Here is a 20,484-nt window from a genome sequence, read left to right as displayed (position 1 = left end):
CCTCAGGGGAGTCATCATGAGTCCGGGACGTAGAGCAGCAGTTTTTGCCGGCATTTTGTACCTGATCACCCACGTCACGAGCGTCGGTGCGCGAATCCTGTATATGCCGTTTCTTGAGGACCCAAGCTTGGCGACTCGTGCGGAACCCTTGCTCGTATTTGGTATGGTGCTTGAGGTAATTTTGGCTGCCGCGGTTGTGGGCACTTCTGTTGCGCTCTACCCACTGCTACGAGACAAGGGCCCTCACTTGGCGATCGGCTATGTGGGTCTACGTACCCTGGAGGCAGCAGTCATTGGAACCGGTGCTGCTGCCATGTTCGCTGTGATATTGACAGATCCAGGATTGAATGGCTCGGACGGATTAGGGGGCGAACCGATCTTAGAAGTAGTCGACATCGCACTCATTCAGGTAGTCGAGGCCGCGTTTATCTTGGGACCAGGATTAATTTGCTCGTTCAATACTGTCGTGATCACAACGCTGCTGTATCGAAAACGGCTGGTACCAAGGATTATCCCGATGCTGGGGCTCATCGGAGGCCCGCTCGTTTTCGTCTGGAATGTGGGTTTGATGCTCAACATCGCAGATGCGAGTAACGCATTCGCTATATTCTTCGTCGTGCCAATCTTCGCGTGGGAGATCTCGTTTGCGATCTATCTCATCGCACGTGGCATACGTGACAGCGGAACGGCCCACCAGGAAGTCCCGTTGCGAGCTTAGGCTGGTGAGAGTGACAACCTGTTTCGAGCCACAAATTCGTTGATCAACTACTTCTCCTCATGGTGCGACGATTCTTGCGTTCCCCCATCACATAACGATTTTGATTAACGAACGCGCCGAAGATTTGAAACCTATGTAACGCAAAGACAGTCCCTCAGTTAATACGACGCACAATGTGTAAAGCATTGAACAGTCGTTTACCGCGCGACGGAGAGTGCTCGAGCAGAGTCATAGAATTATGCCAAGCTAGGAACAACTTGAGACTACAGATCGCTTACCGTTGAACCACCCGAATCGGCAATAGCATTACCTGAACATGTGTCATCGGCATTGTACCCAGACTGAGGAGACCACTATAGATGGCGTCACCAGACAACATACTTTTGCATCTGGCAGAAGACGACGAACAACAGGTTCGAGACGTCTTCAAACGTCTGGCAGAACGCGGATTTCAAGCACAGCAGCAGACCCCGCACGTGACGATCACTTTCTCACCCGCAATGCCCGCCGATGTCGTTCAGTGTGCAGCCGAGTTACTTCCGCCGGTGGTTCCAGCGTCTCTGAAACGAGTGGGCAGCGTTGTGTTCGGAACGAAGCGCAAACAAACTGTCGCTTGGCTCCTAGAAACCACTGACGAGCTGGAGAGAGCTGCTCGTCAGATCAGTGCGCTGAACCCGGATGGGCGTGGACCGCGCTGGATACCCCACTTGACAGTAGGCCTGCGACTACCCCGTGAGATTGTTCCAGAATATATGCGCGCTCTTGATGAGCTGACATCTTCACATCTCAAAGAATTTACTGCTGTACGAGCAGCATTCTGGCGTCCACGAGCGCAAGAGCTGAGAGTCCTGGCAGGCGCCACTATGAACGATAGCGTGCTTGGCGCATCCGATCTGACCTGAGGATGACAGTTAATGCATTAAAACGTGTGGGTGGCCGATGTTATCGGGTGCCTGGGCTGATCGGGAACACGCGCTGACGCTCGTTACAAATGAGCGCGTCGTATTGTTGGTGTGAGAATAAAATGGTGATGTGAAAACCGGCGAAGCACTTCGAATCTGCGCGTACAGAAGGACGGAGGCGGAGGCGACTTTACGAATCTTTCGCAGAGCGATTATGAACACGGCGTCAGCAGATTACACGCCCGAACAGATTGTCGCGTGGGCTCGGCCCGAGCGAACTGACATCTCAGCCTGGGATCAGTCGATGCGTCGTCGTAGTAGTTACGTGGCTGTTGTGGACGAGCAAGTTGCTGGTTTCTCGGATGTCAGCGAAGAAGGCTATATCAACCTGATGTATGTGGCCCCCGGTTTTACCCGCAGAGGGGTAGGGCGAGAACTTATAACGTTCTTGGAATATCGGGCGCGAAGCTATGCAGCGCGACGACTTACGGCGAATGTCAGCATTACTGCCCAGGCGTTTTTTGAGGCCTACGGTTTTCAGGTCGAGGCAGAGCAACACCCGGTGATCAACGGCGTCGACCTGACGAAGTTCCGGATGACAAAAGAGCTTTCAACACGAACATGAGCCTGATCTTGGAGTACCCGGTCAGAGGTCGTGTAGTCAGTCGGTGACCTCGGCGCCGGCGTCTATTGCTTCAGCCAACTCAGCGAGCTTGGTGATTGACCGGTCGAGGGCTTCTTCAGTGTTCTCTCGGGCACGCTCGAATCGGCTCTCATCAGTGAGCTCACTCCAGTCATAGGTGTGACGGACCAAGGTCGTGACGTTATCGATCGGCTCGAGCTCCCATCGCCATAGATGGCCGGGAGGATCCTCGCCAACCGGTGCTGGCTTCCACGCGACGAGTCGGCCTTCTTCAAACTCTACGACTTCGTTGACCCGACGTTGGCCGCTGGTGAGTTCCATGGTGAAGGTCTGACCAACGCGCGCAATGCGCTGCCCTTGATCGGCGTGGGCGAGGTTGTCGTTGCCATCGAACTGCGGGTGACGAACTGGATCGGCGATGAGTTTGAAGATTTCGGCGGCTGGGAGTGCGACTTCGCGCTCCGCGCTGATGATGCGTTGTTCTGTCATGTCACCACTCTTCCACTGGTCCTCAACATCGTCTAGGGGTGTTTTGTTTTACGCTGTCCCCGGCTTTGTTTACGACAATTTCTACCCTCAAGGTTGGGAAGCCCGCCAGATGTTAGACCTTGGCGCGGTGCTTGATGACGACTCCGATAGCGTCACCGTCGCAGAAATTGATGACCTTGTGGTCGCGCGGATCAGCATACGGATCCACCCGGAAGACAAAATGGGGGAGATCTACGTGTTGTGTGTTCCCTCTGAACATCAGCGGCAGCGGTTGATGAATCAGGACCACCAAGAAATCCAAGATGCCGGGATGAGCATGGTCATGGTGGAGACCGGCGGTGACCCGGAGCATGAAGCAGCAAGGCTTGGCTGTGAAACGGCCGAGTACCACCGGTGGCCGGTTACCCGATACTTCAAAGAGCTCTAGAACTTCATCAATGAGTGATTCCGTTCGCGGATTAATTCCCCCAAAATCTCAGTGTCGTTCAACGATGATCCCATTGTGCGGGACTGTACCATCGAACTGAATTGGAACGGCGTTAGCCCGTAGGATGTCCAGGCTGTCAACAGCATGCAGATGCAGGTGGGGTTCGGTACTATTTCCTGAGTTACCGCAGCGCCCAATCGATTGCCCGGACTCGACCCGTTGGCCAACCGTTACTTCCGCACTGCCTTGCTGTAAATGGCACAGTGCAACCACAACGGTACCGGTCACATGGACCGTCTGGATAAACACATGGTTGCCGGCAAGAACCAGCCAACCGGCTCCTGCGCGACGACGCTGGGTCAGCGCATAACCGATCGAGGCGAAACCACGATAAGCGTGATGATCGACTTCGGCATCATGCACCCCCACAACGAGGCCGTCGACGGGGGAGAGAATCGGTCTGCCAAAGCCCGTAAATGACTCAGGCGGTTCGGATTGAATCAACGAACCCAGGGTGAAAGACGCAGAGCGTCCCTCGTCGTCCACGGGAACGAAATCGATGGCGTAACTGAGCCCAAAGACAGCCGTGCCATGACTCGGCACGCGATTGGCCGGGCTATTGCGTACCTGCCACCTGCCGTGAAATGGATAGGTAATGTTCAACGGTTCACCGGGTGACATGTGCGCACTCCTTAATCAGGCCTGGGAGGTTTGCGATTGCGCTTAATCTCGGCGCGTCTCCGTTTTGCTTCGAGTCGACGACGTTTCGAACCGCGGGTGGGCCGGGTCTGCCGTCGCACGATTTCTGGCATCACGGCTTCGCGTAACAGGGCTGCTAAACGTTGTCTTGCTGCTTTCCGATTGTGGTGCTGTGACCGGTGTTCGGCTGCGTCAATGGTGAGGACCGTGCCGGAGAGTCTCGAAGCTAATCGTTTCAGAACACGCTGTCGTTGGGTTTCGTCTAGCGCAGATGTTGCCCTGAGGTCCAGACTGAGCTGAACCCGCGAATCGGCGGTGTTGACACCTTGCCCGCCGGGCCCTGAGGCACGAGAGAACTCTTCGGTCAGCTCGGCTGCTGGGATGCGGAGTCCGCGAGGTGCACCGGGACCAGCTGGTATGTGCAATTCCTGCATGTCTTCAGCGTACCTGCACGATAGCGCCGTCTGCGTGGCATCAAGTCACATCAGCACTACCTGTCAGTGCAGCTTTCTGATGTGCATAGACGTCGGCGCAGGGTAGTGGAAAACTAGATGCAATGAAACCTCATGTTTGGAGAGATCCCATGGTCGCCGAAAGTCATCACACCCTCAGCTACATAGAGTTCGGAGTGACCGACCTGCAAGTCACTCGCACGTTCTATGAATTGGCATTCGGGTGGGAGTTCAATGATTACGGTCCGAACTACACCGGCATCAAATCTGTTGACGGCGACTCCGAAGTCGGTGGACGCCGATTTGAATTCACTGATCCGAGTGGCAATCGGTTGGGTGTCTATGCGGCACGGTGAATCGGTGGCTTGCCGCAGCCGGTGAGATAGCAAAGGTGAATACTATGGACGACGACCAACACAGATCTGATGCAGACGCGGGTTCGCGAAAACAACACGTACCCCCTCCCGTGCTCGCCGCGGTCGCTTTCGGTGTTCAAATATTGTTGAGCGAAAAACGCGCGAGCTCGAAAGGATCTAGAATAGCTGGGGCGATTATAGGGGGTGGGGCAGGTCTGTTAATGGGCGGTGCGGTTCTAGAGTTTCGGCGATATCATACGACCGTCAATCCCGAAACGTTGGATACGAGCACGCTGGTCGTATCGGGACCCAATAGGTTGACTCGGAATCCAATGTATCTGGGGTTAGCAGGGGTGCTGACCGCACATGCCGTGTGGCGGCGCTCGTGGCCCGCTCTGATTCCTGTTGCACTGTTCGCAGCCGTCATCGATCGAACACAAATACCAGCTGAAGAGGCGGTACTACAGCAACGCTTCGGAATAGAATTTAAACGCTATCGAGCGGTGACACCGCGATGGTTCGGTGTACCGCGTCGCACTGTTACGAAGGTGCATCGATAATTAGGTAATACGAGGCTTAGGCCCCTTGCGATGTCTTGGGGAAACGGCGCCCGGTAACTTCATGGGAACGTATACGGATGAAGCGTTCTTTCTTGCCCTCCTGCCAGGGGCGAACCTCAACCTTAAGGGAATTGACAGCTTCTTCAATGGCCCGAAACGTGGTGGCCTGACCTTTGACGACGACGCTCCAGACCAATCCCGTCTCGGCGTCGTATCCGTCGGCTTCGAACGCCACGGGTGCATCGCTCAACGCGCTGGTCACTTTGGTGCCTGCCGCGGAGCGAAAGAGCACCGTGCCTTGATCCACCGCATAGTTCACCGGGAAGATCTCAGGGTGGTCACCGACGATGACGGCCAGCCGTCCCACCTCGGCGCTTCGCAGTAGCTCCCAACATTGCTTCTCGGATAGATTTTCAACTGCGCTCATGATCCACTCTCCAGCAGACGACACTACTTCGACTAGCGATTTCAATGCTACAGGGTGGCCTACGCTGGTGATATGCCTTGGCGCAGACTGCTTGTGAGGTCTGCAAGCGCACATTAGTCTTTGAGCATGACGGCGCCGGTGTATCAGCGAGAAACTTCAAGTTTTGATCGCGTACTCGGGTTCTTGGATGCGATCTATGCTTTCGCGGTGACGTTGCTGGTCCTTAACATTGACGTCACCTCGCCGGAAGCCTGGAGCAGTATAGAGGCTTTCTTCACGCAGGGAATTGGTTCTCAGCTATTGGGGTTTCTGATCAGCTTCCTTGTTATCGTGGCCTTCTGGCGACGTAACCATGCGATGCTGGCAAACTTCACCGGCCTGGACCCGACTACGATCACGTGGAATATCGTCGTGGCCGGCCTCATTATCTTCATACCGTTCACAACACAGGGCATAAGCGACCCACATACCGACGACCTGCCGTTGCCGACCGCGGTTTATGCCGTCAACATTGCGCTCGCAGTTATGGCCCATGCGATGATGCTGCAGATCGCGGCGCGGCGTGGCCTGTTGATAAAACCATTAAATCGTAAGCAGCTCAGAGCGCGGGCTATCAACTCGCTGGGTGCACCGATAGTCTTTCTCGTCTCCATTCCGGTGGCGTATCTCACCGACGGCAATACGGCGAAGTTCTGCTGGCTCGCTTTACTCATTCTCGGGCCCCTGGGTGATCGCCTTGTTGGCCACGCAGATACTAGGTTCCAAGGGCAGCCATCAACGCCAAAGGCACCAGAATAATCCTGTCAGTCCGTCCGCTACGGATTCTAGCTCAACATTCCGATTGGTCGGCCCCGAAGGCTAAGACCAACGGGCATGCTAGCAATATTGATATTGACGAGCATGTGATCAGTCTGCCTAAATTGTGGTGTAGCTCGCGGTCATGCGAATTTCGCTTCGCCTGGTCTGACGAGACCAGATTCATAGGCGGTCACGACAATTTGGACACGATCACGAAGGCTGAGCTTGCTCAGAATCCGGGACACGTGCGTTTTGACGGTTTGTTCGGCAAGCGAAAGCGACTCTGCGATTTCCACGTTGGAAAATCCGCGAGCCACAAGGCGGGTGACTTCCAGCTCGCGTTCGGTGAGCAGGTCCTTGACGGCTTGTGCAGTCTGTGGTGTTGCGGGCCGAGACAGGTAGTCGGAAATCAGAGTCTTGGTGATTTGAGGAGAGAGCAATGCATCGCCTGCGGCGACCACGCGAACAGCATTGACCAATTCTTCGGGGGTAGCATCTTTGAGCAGAAAACCACTGGCGCCAGCCCGGAGTGCTGAGAAGACGTATTCATCGGCATCGAATGTCGTGAGCATCAGAATCTTTGGCACCTTCCCGGGTTGACTGAGCACAAGGCGCGCGGCTTCAAGCCCGTTGACCTTCGGCATCCGAATGTCCATCAGCACAACATCGGGTTTGGTATGTTGCACCACATCTAGGATTCCGGCGCCGTCTGCGGCTGTCCCCACAACCTCGAGGTCATCTTGAGCATCCAGTAACGCTGCGAAGCCTGCTCGAATCATAGATTGGTCGTCCACGATGAGCACGCGCACGCCATCATTCGCTGTAGCAGAGGATGATGCAGTGAAGGAATGCGGAATGTCAGACACGCCTCAAACTTACCTCAAAAGTACTGACCGCGACCGTTCACGTTCACTCTTGAGCGTGATGCAAACGGCAGCAGGATGCCCCTACAGTGAATAGCATGAACACAGCAGCCACTGATCACAATCATGAAACGGGTTTTGGCTCGGTCTATAAGCGTCTCGGAGATAATTATATCTACGTGCTTACTGGTCTGCCGATCGCGATTTTTAGTTTTTCACTGCTGTTGAGTTTGCTCGTGATCTCTATCGCCACAATGGTGGTCGGGTTGGGCCTTGTGGTATTGCCACTAACCCTGCTCATGGCGTCTGCTTTTGCGACACTTTCTAGAAACCGGTTACGAGCCTGGGGTGTGACCATCGAACCTGCCAGGTATCGTCCGACTCAACCGACCATTGCCGGACGGCTCAGGATTCTTGCAGATCCGCAGCGTTGGTTGGATTGGGTTTTCGAAGTACTCATTGCTTTCCCGCTTCGGCTCACCGCCTTTGTTTTTGCTGTGGTCTGGTCAGCGGTTGGCCTTGGCGGGGTGACATACTTTTTTTGGTCGTTGTTTGTCCCCGGCGAGCGGGCTGTCATTCAACTGATCCAGATCACTACTCCGTCGCTCATGCCGCGAAGCCCTGCAGGCCAGTACCTTTTGGATTCAGGCGTGGGCTTCGTGATCGGGCTGATCTTTGTCTTGACTCTTGCCCACGTCATGCAGATGCTGGCCGAAGTAGATGCAATGCTGACCAGTGTGTTGCTGGGCGCCAATCAGCGGCCAGCACAGGCGGGGAAGGAGAATCCGCTTCTCACCGATTATCAGGATACTTGGGGATCGTCGGAGACCTCCTTTGGCCCAACAGCGTGGGCTCTCACTGGCACAATATTTTCTGCAGTCGTGCTTCTGGCGGTCGCATGGCCGGTGGTGAGCGCAGTCTATTCTGTGAATGCGGCCGTAGTCATGGTGTGGACGATGTTGCATTGTGCAGCCATCGTTGCCACATTGCGCTGGACATGGATAAGTCTAGCCGTTTCACTGGTCGCCTCCGGTGCACTAATACTCGTGACTGCACCAGCTGAGGTTTCGGTGTGGCCCTGGCCGGTTACGGTGCTGTTGACCCAATGTGCGGTCTTGATTGTGGCAGGTCTCGCCAGACCTTGGTACTACGCGGTGTCAGCTTGGAGCGCCGGAGTGGTGCTGACCATTAGCGTTCTGGTTGCTGAGGCTCCCGAGCTTCCAGCGGGGGCGTTGGGCAATAGTATCGTTTTTGCAACAGTGAGTGGAGCTGTCGTTGTCGCTGCCACATTGAGTAGAATGTGGATCCGCAATGCTGGGCGGCTTGAAGCCGCTGAAAGAACTAGTGCAATACAGGATCGCCGCAGCAAAGAACTTGCAGAACGCAACAGAATTGCCCGAGAATTACATGACGTGGTCGCCCACAGTATGTCCGTCATCAGCGTCCAGGCCGCCACTGCACAGTACCGGAATCCGGGCATCGATGAGGCCTCCCAAAGGGAGTTTGACGAGATTGCAAAGTCCTCGAGACAAGCGTTGTCGGAGATGCGTATGCTGCTAAGCATCTTGCGCAACGACGACGATGCTCCCACCACACCCACCCCTGGGTTGGACGACATTGACGCACTCGTTGAAGCAACCAGAGCATCGGGTACTGAGATTCGCTACCGCGGTTTTGATTCGACCAACAAGGATGTCCTAGACAAGACCGCGCCAGCCACGGGTCTTGCTGCATATCGAATAGTCCAGGAGGCCTTGAGTAATGCGCTTCGGCACGCGCCCGGTTCAGCCGTCGACGTGGAGTTAAGTATCACCGTGGCTGCTGATAACACCGACCGCATAAGCATCGCGGTGATCAATGGTCCTCGTCCCGATCGGACAACGACGCCCGCCCCAGGTTCGGGACTTGGCCTGGATGGCATCCGCGAACGCACCGTAGCCGTTGGCGGGACATACCAAGTCGGACCGACCCCGGAGGGTGGCTTTGCAGTCTATGCGCACCTGGCGCTGTGATCGTATCTGGTTGCAGACCATACTCTAGTAGGGGGTGAGATTGGCTCTGCAGGGTGATGTGCTGCCCACACCCGGTGCATAAGGTTAGAAATATGTCAGCATCTTCTGAAACCTCCAGCATTAATGCCCCACGTTCTGTCGCATCGCGACGTCGGGCACCCCGAAAACCAGGTCAACATGAACAGGTCAATGATTTCTTCGAGCTGTCGCAAAAGGTGCGAGACGCCGGCCTGATGGAACGCCGCGTCGGTGCCTATATTTGGCGCATAATCCTGTTAGGAGCCGCATTTGTTGGTGCTGGTGCTTTGCTCGTGACGCTAGGAAATACGTGGTGGCAGCTCGCAGTCGCGGTGCTGTTCGGTGTGTTATTCACACAAACCGCATTTCTGGCACATGATGGTGCGCACCAGCAAATTTTTGCATCTGGTAGCCGTAATGCGTGGTTCTCACGCATTATCGGAAATCTAATCGTGGGTATGAGCTATGGGTGGTGGACTCGCAAACACAATCGACACCACGCAGTGCCCAATACCATTGGCAAGGACGGCGACATCGCCACCGGGACCCTGGTGTTTGTCCCAGGGGAAGACACTGATCGTGGTGGTTTCATGGGATGGATTACCCGACGTCAAGGGTGGCTGTTCTTTCCGTTGCTGACACTTTTCGCATTTGCACTCCACTACCACTCCATTCGATCGGTCGTGCAAAATCCCAAGCTAAAACACCGATGGGTAGAACTGCTTTTTCTGATCATCCGGCTTGTCAGTTTTCCGATCATCATTATCTGGTTGCTGGGGCCAGGGTTGGGTGCGGCCTTTATGGGCATGCAGCTGATGGTATTTGGGGTCTATATGGGCGCAAGCTTTGCTCCCAACCACAAAGGCATGCCCCTGATTCCCGAAGACTCAAAGATAGACTTCCTTAGCCGCCAAGTCCTCACCTCGCGCAATATCAAAGGTGGACGACTCGTTGAATGGGCCATGGGCGGATTGAACTATCAGATTGAACACCACGTATTTCCCCGCATGCCCAGTGCGAATCTGCGCTTTGTTCGGCCGATAGTTAAACAACACTGTGCTGAGCGGGGCATCCCTTATACCGAAACCGGACTTTTCGAGGCATATAAGATTATCGTCACCTATCTCAACCGGGTGGGGCTCGGATATGCCGATCCGATGGACTGTCCGGTCAAAACAGAATTCCGGCCGCGCTGATTTATTAGCGGAGCACCTCGACGAGCACGATCCATGACACAAGGATTCCCGACACGATCGCCAAGATACCCCCAGCGGCCGCAAACAGGAGGCTGCTTGGCTGACCGCTGACCATCATGATGCCGGATACGAGATAGGCAACGACCGGGAGAAAACCGAGGGTCGACTTAGAAATACGGCCGCCCTGTGCCTGGTCTGGATCGCGCAGAATAATCCATGTCGCATGCGATTGGAACACCCCAGCCCCGACTGCCGCAATGATAATCACGAGACCATATGATATCGAGCTCATCCCGGGGATAAGGCCCGCAGCAGAGACGACTAAGGCCAAAACGAGGGCCGCGACTGCGGCCGCGAGTCGAGCGGTGAGCGTGCCGGCTCGAATAATCGTGCCAATGTTGACGCTTGCGGCCACGATAACGAGACCAGCGAGCGCCGCGCTCGCACCGGTCATCGCAACATTGAAATCGCTCCACTGCGCTACCATGTCGGTCATGTACACAGGCTACGCCAGTCCCGATGCTGGCGGCGTGTTTCCCGGGAACGCTTTACGCCTGTGAAATATGAGCGCTCACTGCCGAGGCTCGTCTGTCTGAACGGTGAACACTTCAGGGCCTCCTCGAACTGGCTGGAGAGACTGCGAGGCTTGCTCGATGAGAGTTCCTACGTGTTGCTGCGATTTGCGGTAGGCGCTAACGAGCTGCGCGTGCCATTGTGGAGTTATGACACATCTTCTGGTGATACACCACAGTCCGACTGATAGCGTACAGTTACTGCCCCATGCGGCTCTACGAGGGGCCAACCACCCCGACATTGAGGGTGTCGAGGTCAGTTCGATTCCTGCATTGGCATGGGCCCGGGAGGAACAGGATGAAAACCATCATCCGACACGCAGACGGCTACCCGTTTATTACCCCGGCAAACTTTGGGTACATGAGCGGTGCGCTCAAACACGTCTTCGATAGCACATTCCTCAAAATCAGCGGGTCACTCAGCGATGACGGAAGTGCAAGCGGCGGCAGCCAAGACACTCGTCGTCGTTTATATGGGCTGATTGTGCATGGTCGGTATGACACCACTGGGGCCGTTCGATCGGTCGAAGGGATCGTGGGTGGATTGGGCTGGCGCCGTCGCGGCGAAACGGTGGAGGCCATGGGCGATGTGACCCAGGAGGATCTCGACGCAGCCGAAGACCTGGGTGCTACCTTGACAGTCCAACTCACGGACTGATGACCAGGGAATTACGGCTGGAGCTGCTGGGCGAACATGACAATGATGCCGCTTGGGCCGCGAACATAAGTGAGTTTATAGAAATCCTGATAGGTCGCCACTCCACGCAACGGATGGCAACCGTGCCGCGCGGCTATCTCAAGGGCCTCGTTGATATCGTCAACCGCGAAAGCCACCCGGTGCATACCAATTTCGTGGGGAAGCGTGGGGTTGGTTTCGATTGCTTTGGGGTGAATGTACTCGAAAAGTTCTATATGCCCGTTACCGTCAGGGGTTTGTAGCAGGGCGATCTTGACATGGTTTCCATCCAGTCCCACAGCGGTATCGGCCCACTTGCCGCGTATCGTGTCGCGCCCTAGGACAGCCAGACCGAGGTCGCTGAAAAATGCGACCGCAGCTTCGAGATCTCGGACCGCGATGGCGACGTTGTCGAGCCTGATAGTCATGTCGGCAGCGTACCTGATGAGACGTCACTCGAAAAGACCCACCCTAGACGCTTGCTTCTATACAGCAAGGGTGAGCCAGCGGCCTATATCTAAAATAACCGGCCAAAAGACGTGCTGTCAGTTGTACACTTGGCTCCACACGCCGACTCTATAGCCTTGAAGGGCGGCAGCTATGGGGATGCTGAATTATGCTGCGACCATTTCTCTTGATGGGTATGTGGCGAATAGCAACACGGACTTTCAATGGGCGGCTCCGAGCGATGAAGTGTTTGCGCATCATCTGGAGCGCATGAGCCACGTGACCACCGAAATACTTGGGCGGCGAGCATATAGCCTAATGAAGTATTGGTCCACCGTAGCTGAAAATGCTGAGCACTCCGCCGCAGAGGTTGAATTTGCCAAACGTTGGCTAGCTATCGATAAGGTCGTTGTTTCCTCTACCCTCTCCAAGAGTAACTTTTGGCAAACGGGACTCAGTTAGTGCGCGAGCTGACCCTTAGTGATATACGCCATATTGTGGCAAGAAACAACGGCATCACTCAGATCTTCGGTCCGTTCACAGCAGCTGAAGCGCTCCGGGCGGGGATTGTTGACCGCTTGGAACTCTTCATTGTTCCGATAATGATCGGCCAAGGTCGACGTGCACTCCCTGAGGGTGCCTATCGCAAAACTGAAACTCACACAGAAACAAGCATTCGACGACGGTACCGTCTTTCTGCGGTACGACCGCTACTGAGGCGCCACTGACACTAAGCCTCACGGAATCGCGGGGCCTTATGGTCCGGAGGTATCATAGGAGTGTGGTCGCTTTAGGCGACACCGACAGCGCTTCCAGGTTCAACAACCTGAATCACTGTGGAGAGGACTGAATTTCTCAGGACATGTCCACGTGGGGTGCTGCGCTAACCAGCGCATTAGCCTCGCGACCGATATAAAAATCGGTATTCTAGAAAGGATATGTCCATGGCAACCAAAGACGAGAAAAATCTTCAAAAGGTGCTCGCCAAGATTGATCGCATGGATGAGCCTGCTCGGACCACAATGCAGCGTATGCATAAGATCATCACAGCCGCTGCCCCAGAACTGAAACCCCGGATTTGGTACGGCATGCCCGGTTACGCGCTACATGCCAGCAGCCCAGTATTAGTGTTTTTCCGAAATGACGAGCGGATGACGCTTGGTCTGAGTGAAAAGGCAGAATTGAAACCAGCCGGTGGCGAAGACGGGCAGCTGATTCCAGCGGCCTGGTACCTTGAAGAACTTGATGACGTGACCGAAAAACGCGTCGCGGAGATCGTACGATCCGCCGTATCTGTCAACGCTCGGTGAGAACCTTTCACAGTACCGCTAATAGTATTTAGGTGCGCATAGCGCACCCTAGACCGAAACTAGGAGGCCCAGCCGGCACCCCGTCCCGCTGGGCCTCCGGTATACGGCTCGTCCTGCATCTCGTTGAACGACATGATTACGGTTTTGCCCACGAGATATATCAGTAGCAAGCCGTCGCGACACCGCCCCAGCCTTGCGAAGACGCAGCAAATACGGACGCAGCGGGAGCGCGAGCCTCGCGCAGTACAGATCAGAAGCGTAATCTTGCTCGTGTAATGACCCCGACATCACAGGAGAACCGCGATGCTAAATAGATTGTCGAGGATGCTGCGATCCGCTGCTAATTCACGCACAACACGGCGCCGCCCTAGAGGGCGAGGTGGTCGGGGTGGCCGAGGTGAGATCACTCGGCTCATCCGTCGTTTTATGCGGTAGGTCGAATGCCAGAACGTCCAGCGCGAACTTCTTCGCGCTGGACGTTCTGGCGGCAGATGGAAGAACGCGTGATCGCATCATGACCAGGCTTCGAGCTATATAGCGCTCCCGGGCAGAGGCTAAATTTTTGCCAAGAGATCTTTCCAAATCGGACGCCAAAATTGAATAGCCTCGGCAGAATCGAGCTTGGAATGCTGCAGGCCAACCGCGGACTTCCCGTTCTGCTTCTCACTGATATTCACGACAACGCGCGACCCATCCGATAGGGCTACGCGCCAGTACCGCCAACGGTCAGTGCTTGAAGTGGAAGCCTCACCCTCGATCGGCACGCCCCCGAACTCTGTCCGAGCATTGACGACTTCCAGCCAGGCTTGAAGGGCTTGATCCTTATTGCCTGGAACCGTGCGCGTCGTAGAGAGCTGAAAGTCGCCGGTGCTGGTTTGTCCCGGAACGCGCAGACCCGCGTACTGTCCAAAGGCAACGGCAGTGCTTTGAGCCCACCATTCCTTTTGCTCAACGGACTCCGGCATGAGTTCCAATGCCAAGGCCGCGATCGCAGGGTGGTCCATCTGCCGAGCGCCGGCGTCGTCAAAATGCTGCACCCAGCTCTCCCAAGACCGGCCGGTAGCAGTGGCGATGGCAGAGGTGTTCATCGGTTTGACCATGCCATCATTGATACCAGGCCGAACCACGGATGTCATTCGCGAAAGTACGTCCCAAGGGTGTGCATACTAGGAATCTAGAGCCGGCTGCTCCTTCCAGCGACCTTGTTGGATGTTTTGCCCAAGCGTAAAATTCTGTTCATGTAGAGGATCCGAACCCTTCCGGTTTACAAGGTCCTCGAGGCTGTGCTCGTCGATAAGCCATCGTGACCATCCCAGGACGTGGATGCCACGGCCACAGAGTCGCCACCGTCCCGATCCAGCATGCTCTTCAGCACGCAGGGCTGGGGCACCACGAAAGTGTGAATATGACTAGCTCGCAGAGAGATGGCCACCCGCTGGCGGTCGAGACACAGAACTTGACGCAACACTTCGGCACCCAGACCGCCGTCGATGACGTCAACCTCAGCATCACCGCAGGTGGAGTACATGCGGTTTTGGGACCCAATGGCGCTGGAAAAACCACGGTCATGCGTATTCTGGCCACCTTGCTGCGCCCTAGTAGCGGGTACGCCAAGGTTCTTGGCTACGACGTGCTGACCCATCCGGGAAAAGTGCGCGAGCGTATTGCCCTGACCGGCCAGTTCGCTTCACTCGACGAAGACCTCACAGGATTGGAAAATCTCGCAATGCTTGCACGGCTGCGCGGTTACCGAGGTCGCACTGCAAAATCCCGGGCAGAGTCCCTCTTGGAAGCCTTTGGCTTGCTTGATGCTGCGGCTCGTCAGGTTCGCAAATATTCGGGCGGCATGCGACGACGCCTCGACATCGCCGCCTCGCTGTTGGTCCGCCCAGATCTACTCTTCCTTGACGAACCCACAACCGGATTGGATCCGCGAAGTAGAAACGATGTGTGGGACGCCGTGCGCACCCTCGTCTCTGCGGGCACCACCGTCTTGCTCACCACGCAATATCTCGACGAGGCTGATCAACTGGCAGATCGCGTGACCGTCCTGGACGCGGGGCGTATCGTAGCCGAGGGGACGCCCGGCGAGCTCAAATCCATTGTGGGCTCCGGGATCTTGCACATCCGATTTGCCAGCGCCGACCAGGCTGGCGCCGCCGTCACCCTGCTCGATGCCCGCTTTGCAGAACCCACGGAACTCAGCACGGACGGGGTCACGGTGAGCATGCGCCTTAATGACATCACAAAAGCCGCAGAGCTGATCGCAGAACTGCAACGGCAAGGTGTACACCTCACAGAGTTTTCACTTGGACAACCCAGTCTCAACGAAGTTTTTCTTGCACTGACCACTCCGCGCTCCAAGACTCAGGAGAAGCCCGATGACCGTTGAAAATCATCGCGACGAACAATTCACGGTTCGGTTGGAAGATGCTTTAGCCACCACCGGATCTGTCCGTCTGATCGGTCCGGGATTAGCGGTGCTAACCTTCACTCGACGTTCATTGCTCAAGATCAGACACGTACCCGAACAACTGCTCGACGCCGTCCTCTATCCCGTGCTATTCGTGTTGATGTTCACCTACGTTTTCGGTGGCGCGATCAGTGGAACACCCGAAGAGTATCTGCAGTTTGCACTACCTGGCATTCTCACGCAGACTGTCCTCTTCCTGACGATATACACGGCAATGACGATCAACACTGACATAGAAAAAGGCGTCTTTGATCGGTACCGTACTCAGCCGGTCTGGCGGCCAGCCCACCTGGTGGGAGCGCTACTGGCTGACTCGCTACGGTATGGCATCGCTACGGCACTGACTCTGGTGGTCGGGTTTCTCCTTGGGTATCGTGCCCCAGGCGGGGTACTTGGCATAGTGGCGGCCATTGCCGTGTTGTTCATGTTCTGCTTTGCCTTGAGTTGGATGTGGTTGGTCATCGGGCTCAAGGTACGCACGCCCAGCGCAGTTCAAGGTGTCTCCGTACTGATCTTGTTTCCCTTGACCTTCATCAGCTCGGTGTTCGCACCACCAGAAACGATGCCAACGTGGCTCCAGGGCTTCGTCAACGCGAACCCGGTAAGCCAATTAGTAGACACCCTCCGAGATCTCATGAACGGCGTAGCGAATTTGCAGAACCTGCTCATTGTGGTCGGGGTATCAGTGCTCATTACCGCGATCTTTGCCCCTATCGCACTGCGGATCTACAACCGCATCTCATAACTGAGTCGCCGTGTGGTTTTTAACCTTAGGTGCTGAAGCTTGTGCCAATTCACGGCAGCCAGAGTTGCTACCCCGCTACCAACCAGCAATAGCAAAGCAAGTATGAGGACACCAACTTCGAGCCAGGACACTGACCGGCGTAGTCGTAGGGGTAAAGCAACCAGCGCGATGGTGACCGCAGTGATGCCAAAAGACAACCCAAATAACAACGGTTTGCGCCACGACAGTGGCCCGTCGAATGACCCATTCGTGACTAATAAAACAATACCGTGGAAGACTCCCGAAGCGATGAGTAACAGCCCACAGGCAAGCAGGAAACGCTGCGGTGCGTCAAGACGCCGCTGAGGTAGCGGGGGACGTGCCTGCATCCCAGCGATCGATGCAGCCGAGATATTGCGTGTCATGACATCAACAGTACTCTTCGAGGTGAGCCGAAAGTAGCCCCTCTCGTTCACCACAAACCTGTCGTCCTCTGCTCAAATCTTCAAGTTATTCGTCATACCCAAGATGCAGCTTCGTCCGGCTGCTAAGTTGCATAGAGCACTGGAGTAGGTGCGACTACACACAGCACGTGAGAGGGTAGGACATAACGATGGCGGAGCCAGTTAAGACAGAACAGCCCGGTCAGCCACCGGCTGCGGGACGATCGAGCGAAGACCGGTCAGCTCGCATCGCAGTGACGGTCTTTCCCGTCATCATTATCGCCGCATTTCTCATCGGGTTCCTGTTCCCGACCCAGACGGCACCGCTAGCCCAGTACACCAGCATTGCCCTAGGTGTCATTATGTTCGCCATGGGGATCACACTGACCATCCCGGACTTCGCACTGGTCATCAAGCGGCCGCTGCCGATTCTGCTCGGCGTCATCGCCCAGTATGTGCTGATGCCTGCCGTGGCGGTGGCATTGGTATTTGTTTTCCAACTACCACCCGAACTAGCCGTCGGGGTGATTTTGGTGGGTTGTGCGCCAGGTGGCACCTCCTCGAACGTCATCACGTACCTTGCGAAAGGTGATGTGGCACTGTCGGTCACCATGACCTCGGTTTCGACACTGCTGGCACCGATCTTCACACCGCTGCTGACGCTGTGGTTGGCCGGCACCCTGTTACCCGTAGATGCAGGATCCATGGCCATGTCGATCGTGCAGATGGTCCTCATCCCGATCGTTGCAGGACTCTTGGTCCGTTGGTTGCTGCGCAGCTGGGTCGAGAAAGTGCTGCCCCTGTTGCCATGGGTGAGTGTGTTGGGTATTTCTTACGTTGTGATCGCCGTGGTCTCGGGGTCCGCCGACCGTATCGTCGAAGCAGGTCTGCTGGTGTTGGCCGTCGTCATCTTGCATAACGGCTTGGGATACTTGCTGGGCTACTTCGCAGCGCGGGTGTTCAAATATCCAGAACGCGTGGCACGCACCACGTCAGTCGAAGTGGGCATGCAGAACTCGGGTCTGGCAGCGACGCTGGCCGCAGCACACTTCAGCCCGGTTGCAGCCCTTCCCGCTGCCGTTTTCAGTGTGTGGCACAACATCTCCGGTGGCTTGCTGGCGCTGTTCTTCCGCTATCGGTCAGCACGCCAAGAAAAGCACGATCTCGAGGTGCAAAAAGCCCACAGCAACGCTCAATAACCTCCCTTACTGCCGAGGCTCTTTCAGCCGCGTGGGCCGAGAGTAGATCGTGCGGGTTCTCAAGGACAAACCGGTCAGGACTGCATTCCACGAATCACGGTGTCTAGGATCAGACGTCGTGCACGTGGCACATCAACCCCTGTGGCGAACCATTGGTGGCCGTAGTCGGAAGACATCCAGCGTGTCTGACCAGCTTGACTGCCGTAGGCCGGGAACTGAATCTTGGCCTGTTGAAATTCAAAAACTTCAGGATGACTCAGCGCCAGTAGCGTCAGCGGATCACACGGATTAGATTGCTCTAGTCCCTGCTGTTGCCACCACGTCCGAGACTGCTCCACTATCAACTGCGTGAGCCGATGTGCAGGGCGCGCCCGTTGGATCGTTTCCAAATCCGTCGGGTCATACGGCACCTGGCGACACAGCTCAATGCCAATGCAAATAATGGGGATACCTAATTCCATGAAGCGCCCTGCCGCTACGGCGTCGGAGAAAACATTATGATCCGGCCGGCCTTCTTCGAATTGGCCAGCCATGGCCACCACACACCGTGGCTTTACTTTGGAGTCTTCAAGAGCTTCGGCTGCATTTGTGAGAGGGCCGATGGCGGCAATGACCAGCTGAGAACCGTACTTTTGCAGCGCTTGAGCATAAACTGAGGCTGCCGTAGTCTCCGGGTCTTCGACGTGGCTAAGATCGAAGCCTTCACCTTCGTGGCCGGCCCAGAAAACATCTCGGCCTGATCGGGGTTCTTCGCTGCCAAAACCAATCGGAATGCCATCTCGTCCCGCTAAGGACAGGGTCGCGGCAGCAATTTTGGCTCGAAGGCGAGTGTCGCCGTATACGGTGGTCACGCCCACCAGCCGCAAGTTTCGGCTACCCAACATAAATAACAAAGCCAGCAGATCATCCACATTGGAACCAATATCGGTATCTAAGAGCACAGGTGTGGGCGTGGAGAATTCGGTAGTGAACAGTGGGGGAGGTGTCGACATGATGAGTGTTCTTTCTTCAAGGCAGTACGCCACTACGCCGCACTTGTCGTGAACCTTGGGTTATCAAGACTAACGGAAATTTCGTGCTAAAACAGGGGGTCGTTTCCAACTACAAGAACTCCGCGACTTGACGGTGGCGGCGTCGAATCGTTTTGCTGGAAAGACAACACCCAAACAGGGTTGTCATGAAATGAAACCGAGCACCTTATCGGTTGTCTGAAAGGAATGGTTATGGCCCGAAATATTGTAGTCACCGGAGCAGGTTCTGGGATTGGTGCGATGTGTGCCCAGCTGGTCGAAGATCGTGGTGATACCGCGATCGGATTGGATCTGAAAAACGCCGAATTCGAGGTAGACCTGTCCGATCGCTCGGCGGTCGATGACGTCGTCAGACAAGTAGAAGAGCAATACGGCCAGGTCGACGGGGTGATCGCCAATGCTGGCACTCAGACAAATACACCCCTTGATCTGAAAGTCAATTTCTTTGGCGCTCGCAATACAGTGCACGCATTTCGGCGGCTGTTGGCTCAATCGGAAAATGGGCGGGTTGCCATCACCGCCTCTGCTGCAAGTCTGCAGCCCACCGATCCGCATCTGGTGAAGCTACTACTTGACGATCAAGAATCTGAAGCACTCGAATATGGTCAGTCGCTTGCCGATCAAGGCCAGATGGCCGGGTATGCCAACTACTCCGCCTCCAAGCGGGCTATAGCCACCTGGGTGCGTCGGGTTGCTCCTACCGAGGAGTTTGCTGGTGCAGGTATCGGTATCAATGCGGTCGGCCCGGGCGTGGTCGCAACTCCGATGACCACACAATTGCTGTCTACCCAGGAGGGCCGGGACATGGCCTTTGGGGCAATGCCGGCACCGTATAACGGCGCCCAGCGACCCGAGGATATCGCAGATGTCTTAGTTTTCCTGGTCTCAGGACTCAACCGGTCTATGACAGGCCAAGTGATCTATGTTGACGGTGGTTTCGATGCGATCGGCCGGGGCGAAGACCTCTGGCATGCACCAAAATCCATGGACCAGGTCGACTCACGCTAAAAGCACCAAGTGGTGACTGTTCTCGGGTGACGGTGCTGCCG

The 20,484-nt window shown here is 55.8% G+C and carries 26 protein-coding genes; 16 read left to right on the top strand and 10 right to left on the bottom strand.

Going from position 1 to position 20,484, the window contains the following annotated elements:
• Positions 1-16: 16 nt before the first annotated feature.
• The 3 genes from FB556_RS12310 to FB556_RS12300 all read left to right on the top strand — a co-directional run bounded on the left by FB556_RS12310 (position 17) and on the right by FB556_RS12300 (position 2,245).
• Positions 17-718 (top strand): DUF4386 domain-containing protein, encoded by a 702-nt coding sequence (locus FB556_RS12310; RefSeq protein ID WP_141868149.1) that lies wholly within the window; start codon positions 17-19, stop codon positions 716-718.
• 359 nt (positions 719-1,077) lie between these two features.
• Positions 1,078-1,620 (top strand): 2'-5' RNA ligase family protein, encoded by a 543-nt coding sequence (locus FB556_RS12305; RefSeq protein WP_141868147.1) that lies wholly within the window; start codon positions 1,078-1,080, stop codon positions 1,618-1,620.
• Positions 1,621-1,834: 214 nt separating this feature from the next.
• Positions 1,835-2,245 carry a GNAT family N-acetyltransferase gene (locus tag FB556_RS12300; protein ID WP_141868145.1) on the top strand — a complete coding sequence of 137 codons (411 nt, stop codon included), beginning with the start codon at positions 1,835-1,837 and terminating at the stop codon, positions 2,243-2,245.
• A 36-nt stretch (positions 2,246-2,281) separates the two neighbouring features.
• Here FB556_RS12300 and FB556_RS12295 read toward each other — a convergent pair whose 3' ends face one another.
• Complete coding sequence (locus FB556_RS12295; RefSeq protein ID WP_141868143.1) at positions 2,282-2,752, bottom strand: SRPBCC family protein; 471 nt, start codon at positions 2,750-2,752, stop codon at positions 2,282-2,284.
• 43 nt (positions 2,753-2,795) lie between these two features.
• Between FB556_RS12295 and FB556_RS12290 the strand changes: the two genes are divergently transcribed.
• Positions 2,796-3,179 carry a GNAT family N-acetyltransferase gene (locus FB556_RS12290; RefSeq protein ID WP_141868141.1) on the top strand — a complete coding sequence of 128 codons (384 nt, stop codon included), beginning with the start codon at positions 2,796-2,798 and terminating at the stop codon, positions 3,177-3,179.
• A gap of 48 nt (positions 3,180-3,227) precedes the next feature.
• Here the strand turns inward: FB556_RS12290 and FB556_RS12285 are convergent, their stop codons facing one another.
• Together FB556_RS12285 and arfB are read right to left on the bottom strand one after the other, a co-directional pair.
• A complete protein-coding gene (locus FB556_RS12285) occupies positions 3,228-3,860 on the bottom strand; it encodes a M23 family metallopeptidase (RefSeq protein ID WP_141868139.1) in 633 nt (210 codons plus the stop codon).
• A gap of 11 nt (positions 3,861-3,871) precedes the next feature.
• Positions 3,872-4,312 carry an alternative ribosome rescue aminoacyl-tRNA hydrolase ArfB gene (gene arfB / locus FB556_RS12280; RefSeq protein WP_141868137.1) on the bottom strand — a complete coding sequence of 147 codons (441 nt, stop codon included), beginning with the start codon at positions 4,310-4,312 and terminating at the stop codon, positions 3,872-3,874.
• Positions 4,313-4,506: 194 nt separating this feature from the next.
• Between arfB and FB556_RS12275 the strand changes: the two genes are divergently transcribed.
• Together FB556_RS12275 and FB556_RS13905 are read left to right on the top strand one after the other, a co-directional pair.
• A complete protein-coding gene (locus tag FB556_RS12275; RefSeq protein ID WP_246057471.1) occupies positions 4,507-4,686 on the top strand; it encodes a VOC family protein in 180 nt (59 codons plus the stop codon).
• A gap of 44 nt (positions 4,687-4,730) precedes the next feature.
• Positions 4,731-5,246, top strand: coding sequence for a methyltransferase family protein (locus FB556_RS13905; protein WP_141868133.1), 516 nt, complete (start codon positions 4,731-4,733; stop codon positions 5,244-5,246).
• A 16-nt stretch (positions 5,247-5,262) separates the two neighbouring features.
• Here the strand turns inward: FB556_RS13905 and FB556_RS12265 are convergent, their stop codons facing one another.
• The gene (locus tag FB556_RS12265) at positions 5,263-5,673 is read right to left on the bottom strand and encodes a pyridoxamine 5'-phosphate oxidase family protein (RefSeq protein WP_170200467.1); all 411 of its coding nucleotides are present in this window, start codon (positions 5,671-5,673) and stop codon (positions 5,263-5,265) included.
• A gap of 126 nt (positions 5,674-5,799) precedes the next feature.
• On the opposite strand from FB556_RS12265, the gene FB556_RS12260 reads away from it, so the two are divergent.
• Complete coding sequence (locus FB556_RS12260) at positions 5,800-6,471, top strand: TMEM175 family protein (RefSeq protein ID WP_141868129.1); 672 nt, start codon at positions 5,800-5,802, stop codon at positions 6,469-6,471.
• Positions 6,472-6,611: 140 nt separating this feature from the next.
• On the opposite strand, the gene FB556_RS12255 is transcribed toward FB556_RS12260, so the two are convergent.
• Positions 6,612-7,328 (bottom strand): response regulator, encoded by a 717-nt coding sequence (locus FB556_RS12255; RefSeq protein ID WP_281280501.1) that lies wholly within the window; start codon positions 7,326-7,328, stop codon positions 6,612-6,614.
• Positions 7,329-7,432: 104 nt separating this feature from the next.
• Here FB556_RS12255 and FB556_RS12250 point away from each other — a divergent pair, with 104 nt between their 5' ends.
• Both FB556_RS12250 and FB556_RS12245 read left to right on the top strand, forming a co-directional pair.
• Positions 7,433-9,346, top strand: a complete 1,914-nt coding sequence (locus tag FB556_RS12250; protein ID WP_141868127.1) for a sensor histidine kinase — start codon at positions 7,433-7,435, stop codon at positions 9,344-9,346.
• 92 nt (positions 9,347-9,438) lie between these two features.
• Complete coding sequence (locus FB556_RS12245; protein WP_141868125.1) at positions 9,439-10,560, top strand: fatty acid desaturase family protein; 1,122 nt, start codon at positions 9,439-9,441, stop codon at positions 10,558-10,560.
• 4 nt (positions 10,561-10,564) lie between these two features.
• Here the strand turns inward: FB556_RS12245 and FB556_RS12240 are convergent, their stop codons facing one another.
• Positions 10,565-11,056, bottom strand: a complete 492-nt coding sequence (locus FB556_RS12240) for a hypothetical protein (RefSeq protein ID WP_141868123.1) — start codon at positions 11,054-11,056, stop codon at positions 10,565-10,567.
• A gap of 374 nt (positions 11,057-11,430) precedes the next feature.
• Here FB556_RS12240 and FB556_RS12235 point away from each other — a divergent pair, with 374 nt between their 5' ends.
• A complete protein-coding gene (locus FB556_RS12235) occupies positions 11,431-11,790 on the top strand; it encodes a flavodoxin family protein (RefSeq protein ID WP_246057470.1) in 360 nt (119 codons plus the stop codon).
• Between the two features lie 11 nt (positions 11,791-11,801).
• Here the strand turns inward: FB556_RS12235 and FB556_RS12230 are convergent, their stop codons facing one another.
• Entirely contained in the window at positions 11,802-12,236 is a 435-nt protein-coding gene (locus tag FB556_RS12230; RefSeq protein WP_141868121.1) for a VOC family protein, read from the bottom strand.
• 480 nt (positions 12,237-12,716) lie between these two features.
• Here FB556_RS12230 and FB556_RS13900 point away from each other — a divergent pair, with 480 nt between their 5' ends.
• Both FB556_RS13900 and FB556_RS12220 read left to right on the top strand, forming a co-directional pair.
• Positions 12,717-12,983, top strand: coding sequence for a dihydrofolate reductase family protein (locus tag FB556_RS13900; protein ID WP_379984454.1), 267 nt, complete (start codon positions 12,717-12,719; stop codon positions 12,981-12,983).
• Between the two features lie 216 nt (positions 12,984-13,199).
• Positions 13,200-13,565: a DUF1801 domain-containing protein gene (locus tag FB556_RS12220; protein ID WP_211344059.1), complete on the top strand. Its 366-nt coding sequence runs from the start codon at positions 13,200-13,202 to the stop codon at positions 13,563-13,565.
• 554 nt (positions 13,566-14,119) lie between these two features.
• Here FB556_RS12220 and FB556_RS12215 read toward each other — a convergent pair.
• Positions 14,120-14,701 (bottom strand): hypothetical protein, encoded by a 582-nt coding sequence (locus tag FB556_RS12215; RefSeq protein ID WP_211344058.1) that lies wholly within the window; start codon positions 14,699-14,701, stop codon positions 14,120-14,122.
• A gap of 269 nt (positions 14,702-14,970) precedes the next feature.
• Here FB556_RS12215 and FB556_RS12210 point away from each other — a divergent pair, with 269 nt between their 5' ends.
• Both FB556_RS12210 and FB556_RS12205 read left to right on the top strand, forming a co-directional pair.
• Positions 14,971-15,957 (top strand): ATP-binding cassette domain-containing protein, encoded by a 987-nt coding sequence (locus FB556_RS12210; RefSeq protein ID WP_141868117.1) that lies wholly within the window; start codon positions 14,971-14,973, stop codon positions 15,955-15,957.
• Positions 15,947-16,783: an ABC transporter permease gene (locus tag FB556_RS12205; protein WP_141868115.1), complete on the top strand. Its 837-nt coding sequence runs from the start codon at positions 15,947-15,949 to the stop codon at positions 16,781-16,783. The genes FB556_RS12210 and FB556_RS12205 overlap by 11 nt, the downstream gene beginning before the upstream one ends.
• Here FB556_RS12205 and FB556_RS12200 read toward each other — a convergent pair.
• The gene (locus tag FB556_RS12200; protein ID WP_141868113.1) at positions 16,765-17,187 is read right to left on the bottom strand and encodes a hypothetical protein; all 423 of its coding nucleotides are present in this window, start codon (positions 17,185-17,187) and stop codon (positions 16,765-16,767) included. The two genes, FB556_RS12205 and FB556_RS12200, sit on opposite strands and share 19 nt — an antisense overlap.
• Before the next feature lie 188 nt (positions 17,188-17,375).
• Here FB556_RS12200 and FB556_RS12195 point away from each other — a divergent pair, with 188 nt between their 5' ends.
• Entirely contained in the window at positions 17,376-18,404 is a 1,029-nt protein-coding gene (locus FB556_RS12195; RefSeq protein WP_141868111.1) for a bile acid:sodium symporter family protein, read from the top strand.
• A 74-nt stretch (positions 18,405-18,478) separates the two neighbouring features.
• Here FB556_RS12195 and FB556_RS12190 read toward each other — a convergent pair whose 3' ends face one another.
• Positions 18,479-19,396, bottom strand: coding sequence for a nucleoside hydrolase (locus FB556_RS12190; RefSeq protein WP_141868109.1), 918 nt, complete (start codon positions 19,394-19,396; stop codon positions 18,479-18,481).
• Between the two features lie 231 nt (positions 19,397-19,627).
• Here FB556_RS12190 and FB556_RS12185 point away from each other — a divergent pair, with 231 nt between their 5' ends.
• Positions 19,628-20,443: an SDR family oxidoreductase gene (locus tag FB556_RS12185; RefSeq protein WP_141868106.1), complete on the top strand. Its 816-nt coding sequence runs from the start codon at positions 19,628-19,630 to the stop codon at positions 20,441-20,443.
• Positions 20,444-20,484 lie beyond the last annotated feature (41 nt).

The sequence above is a fragment of the Enteractinococcus coprophilus genome (assembly GCF_006716305.1).
GTDB lineage: Bacteria > Actinomycetota > Actinomycetes > Actinomycetales > Micrococcaceae > Yaniella > Yaniella coprophila.
The sequence above is the reverse complement of the archived record's forward strand: the minus strand, read 5'-3'. Positions and strand labels throughout refer to the sequence as shown.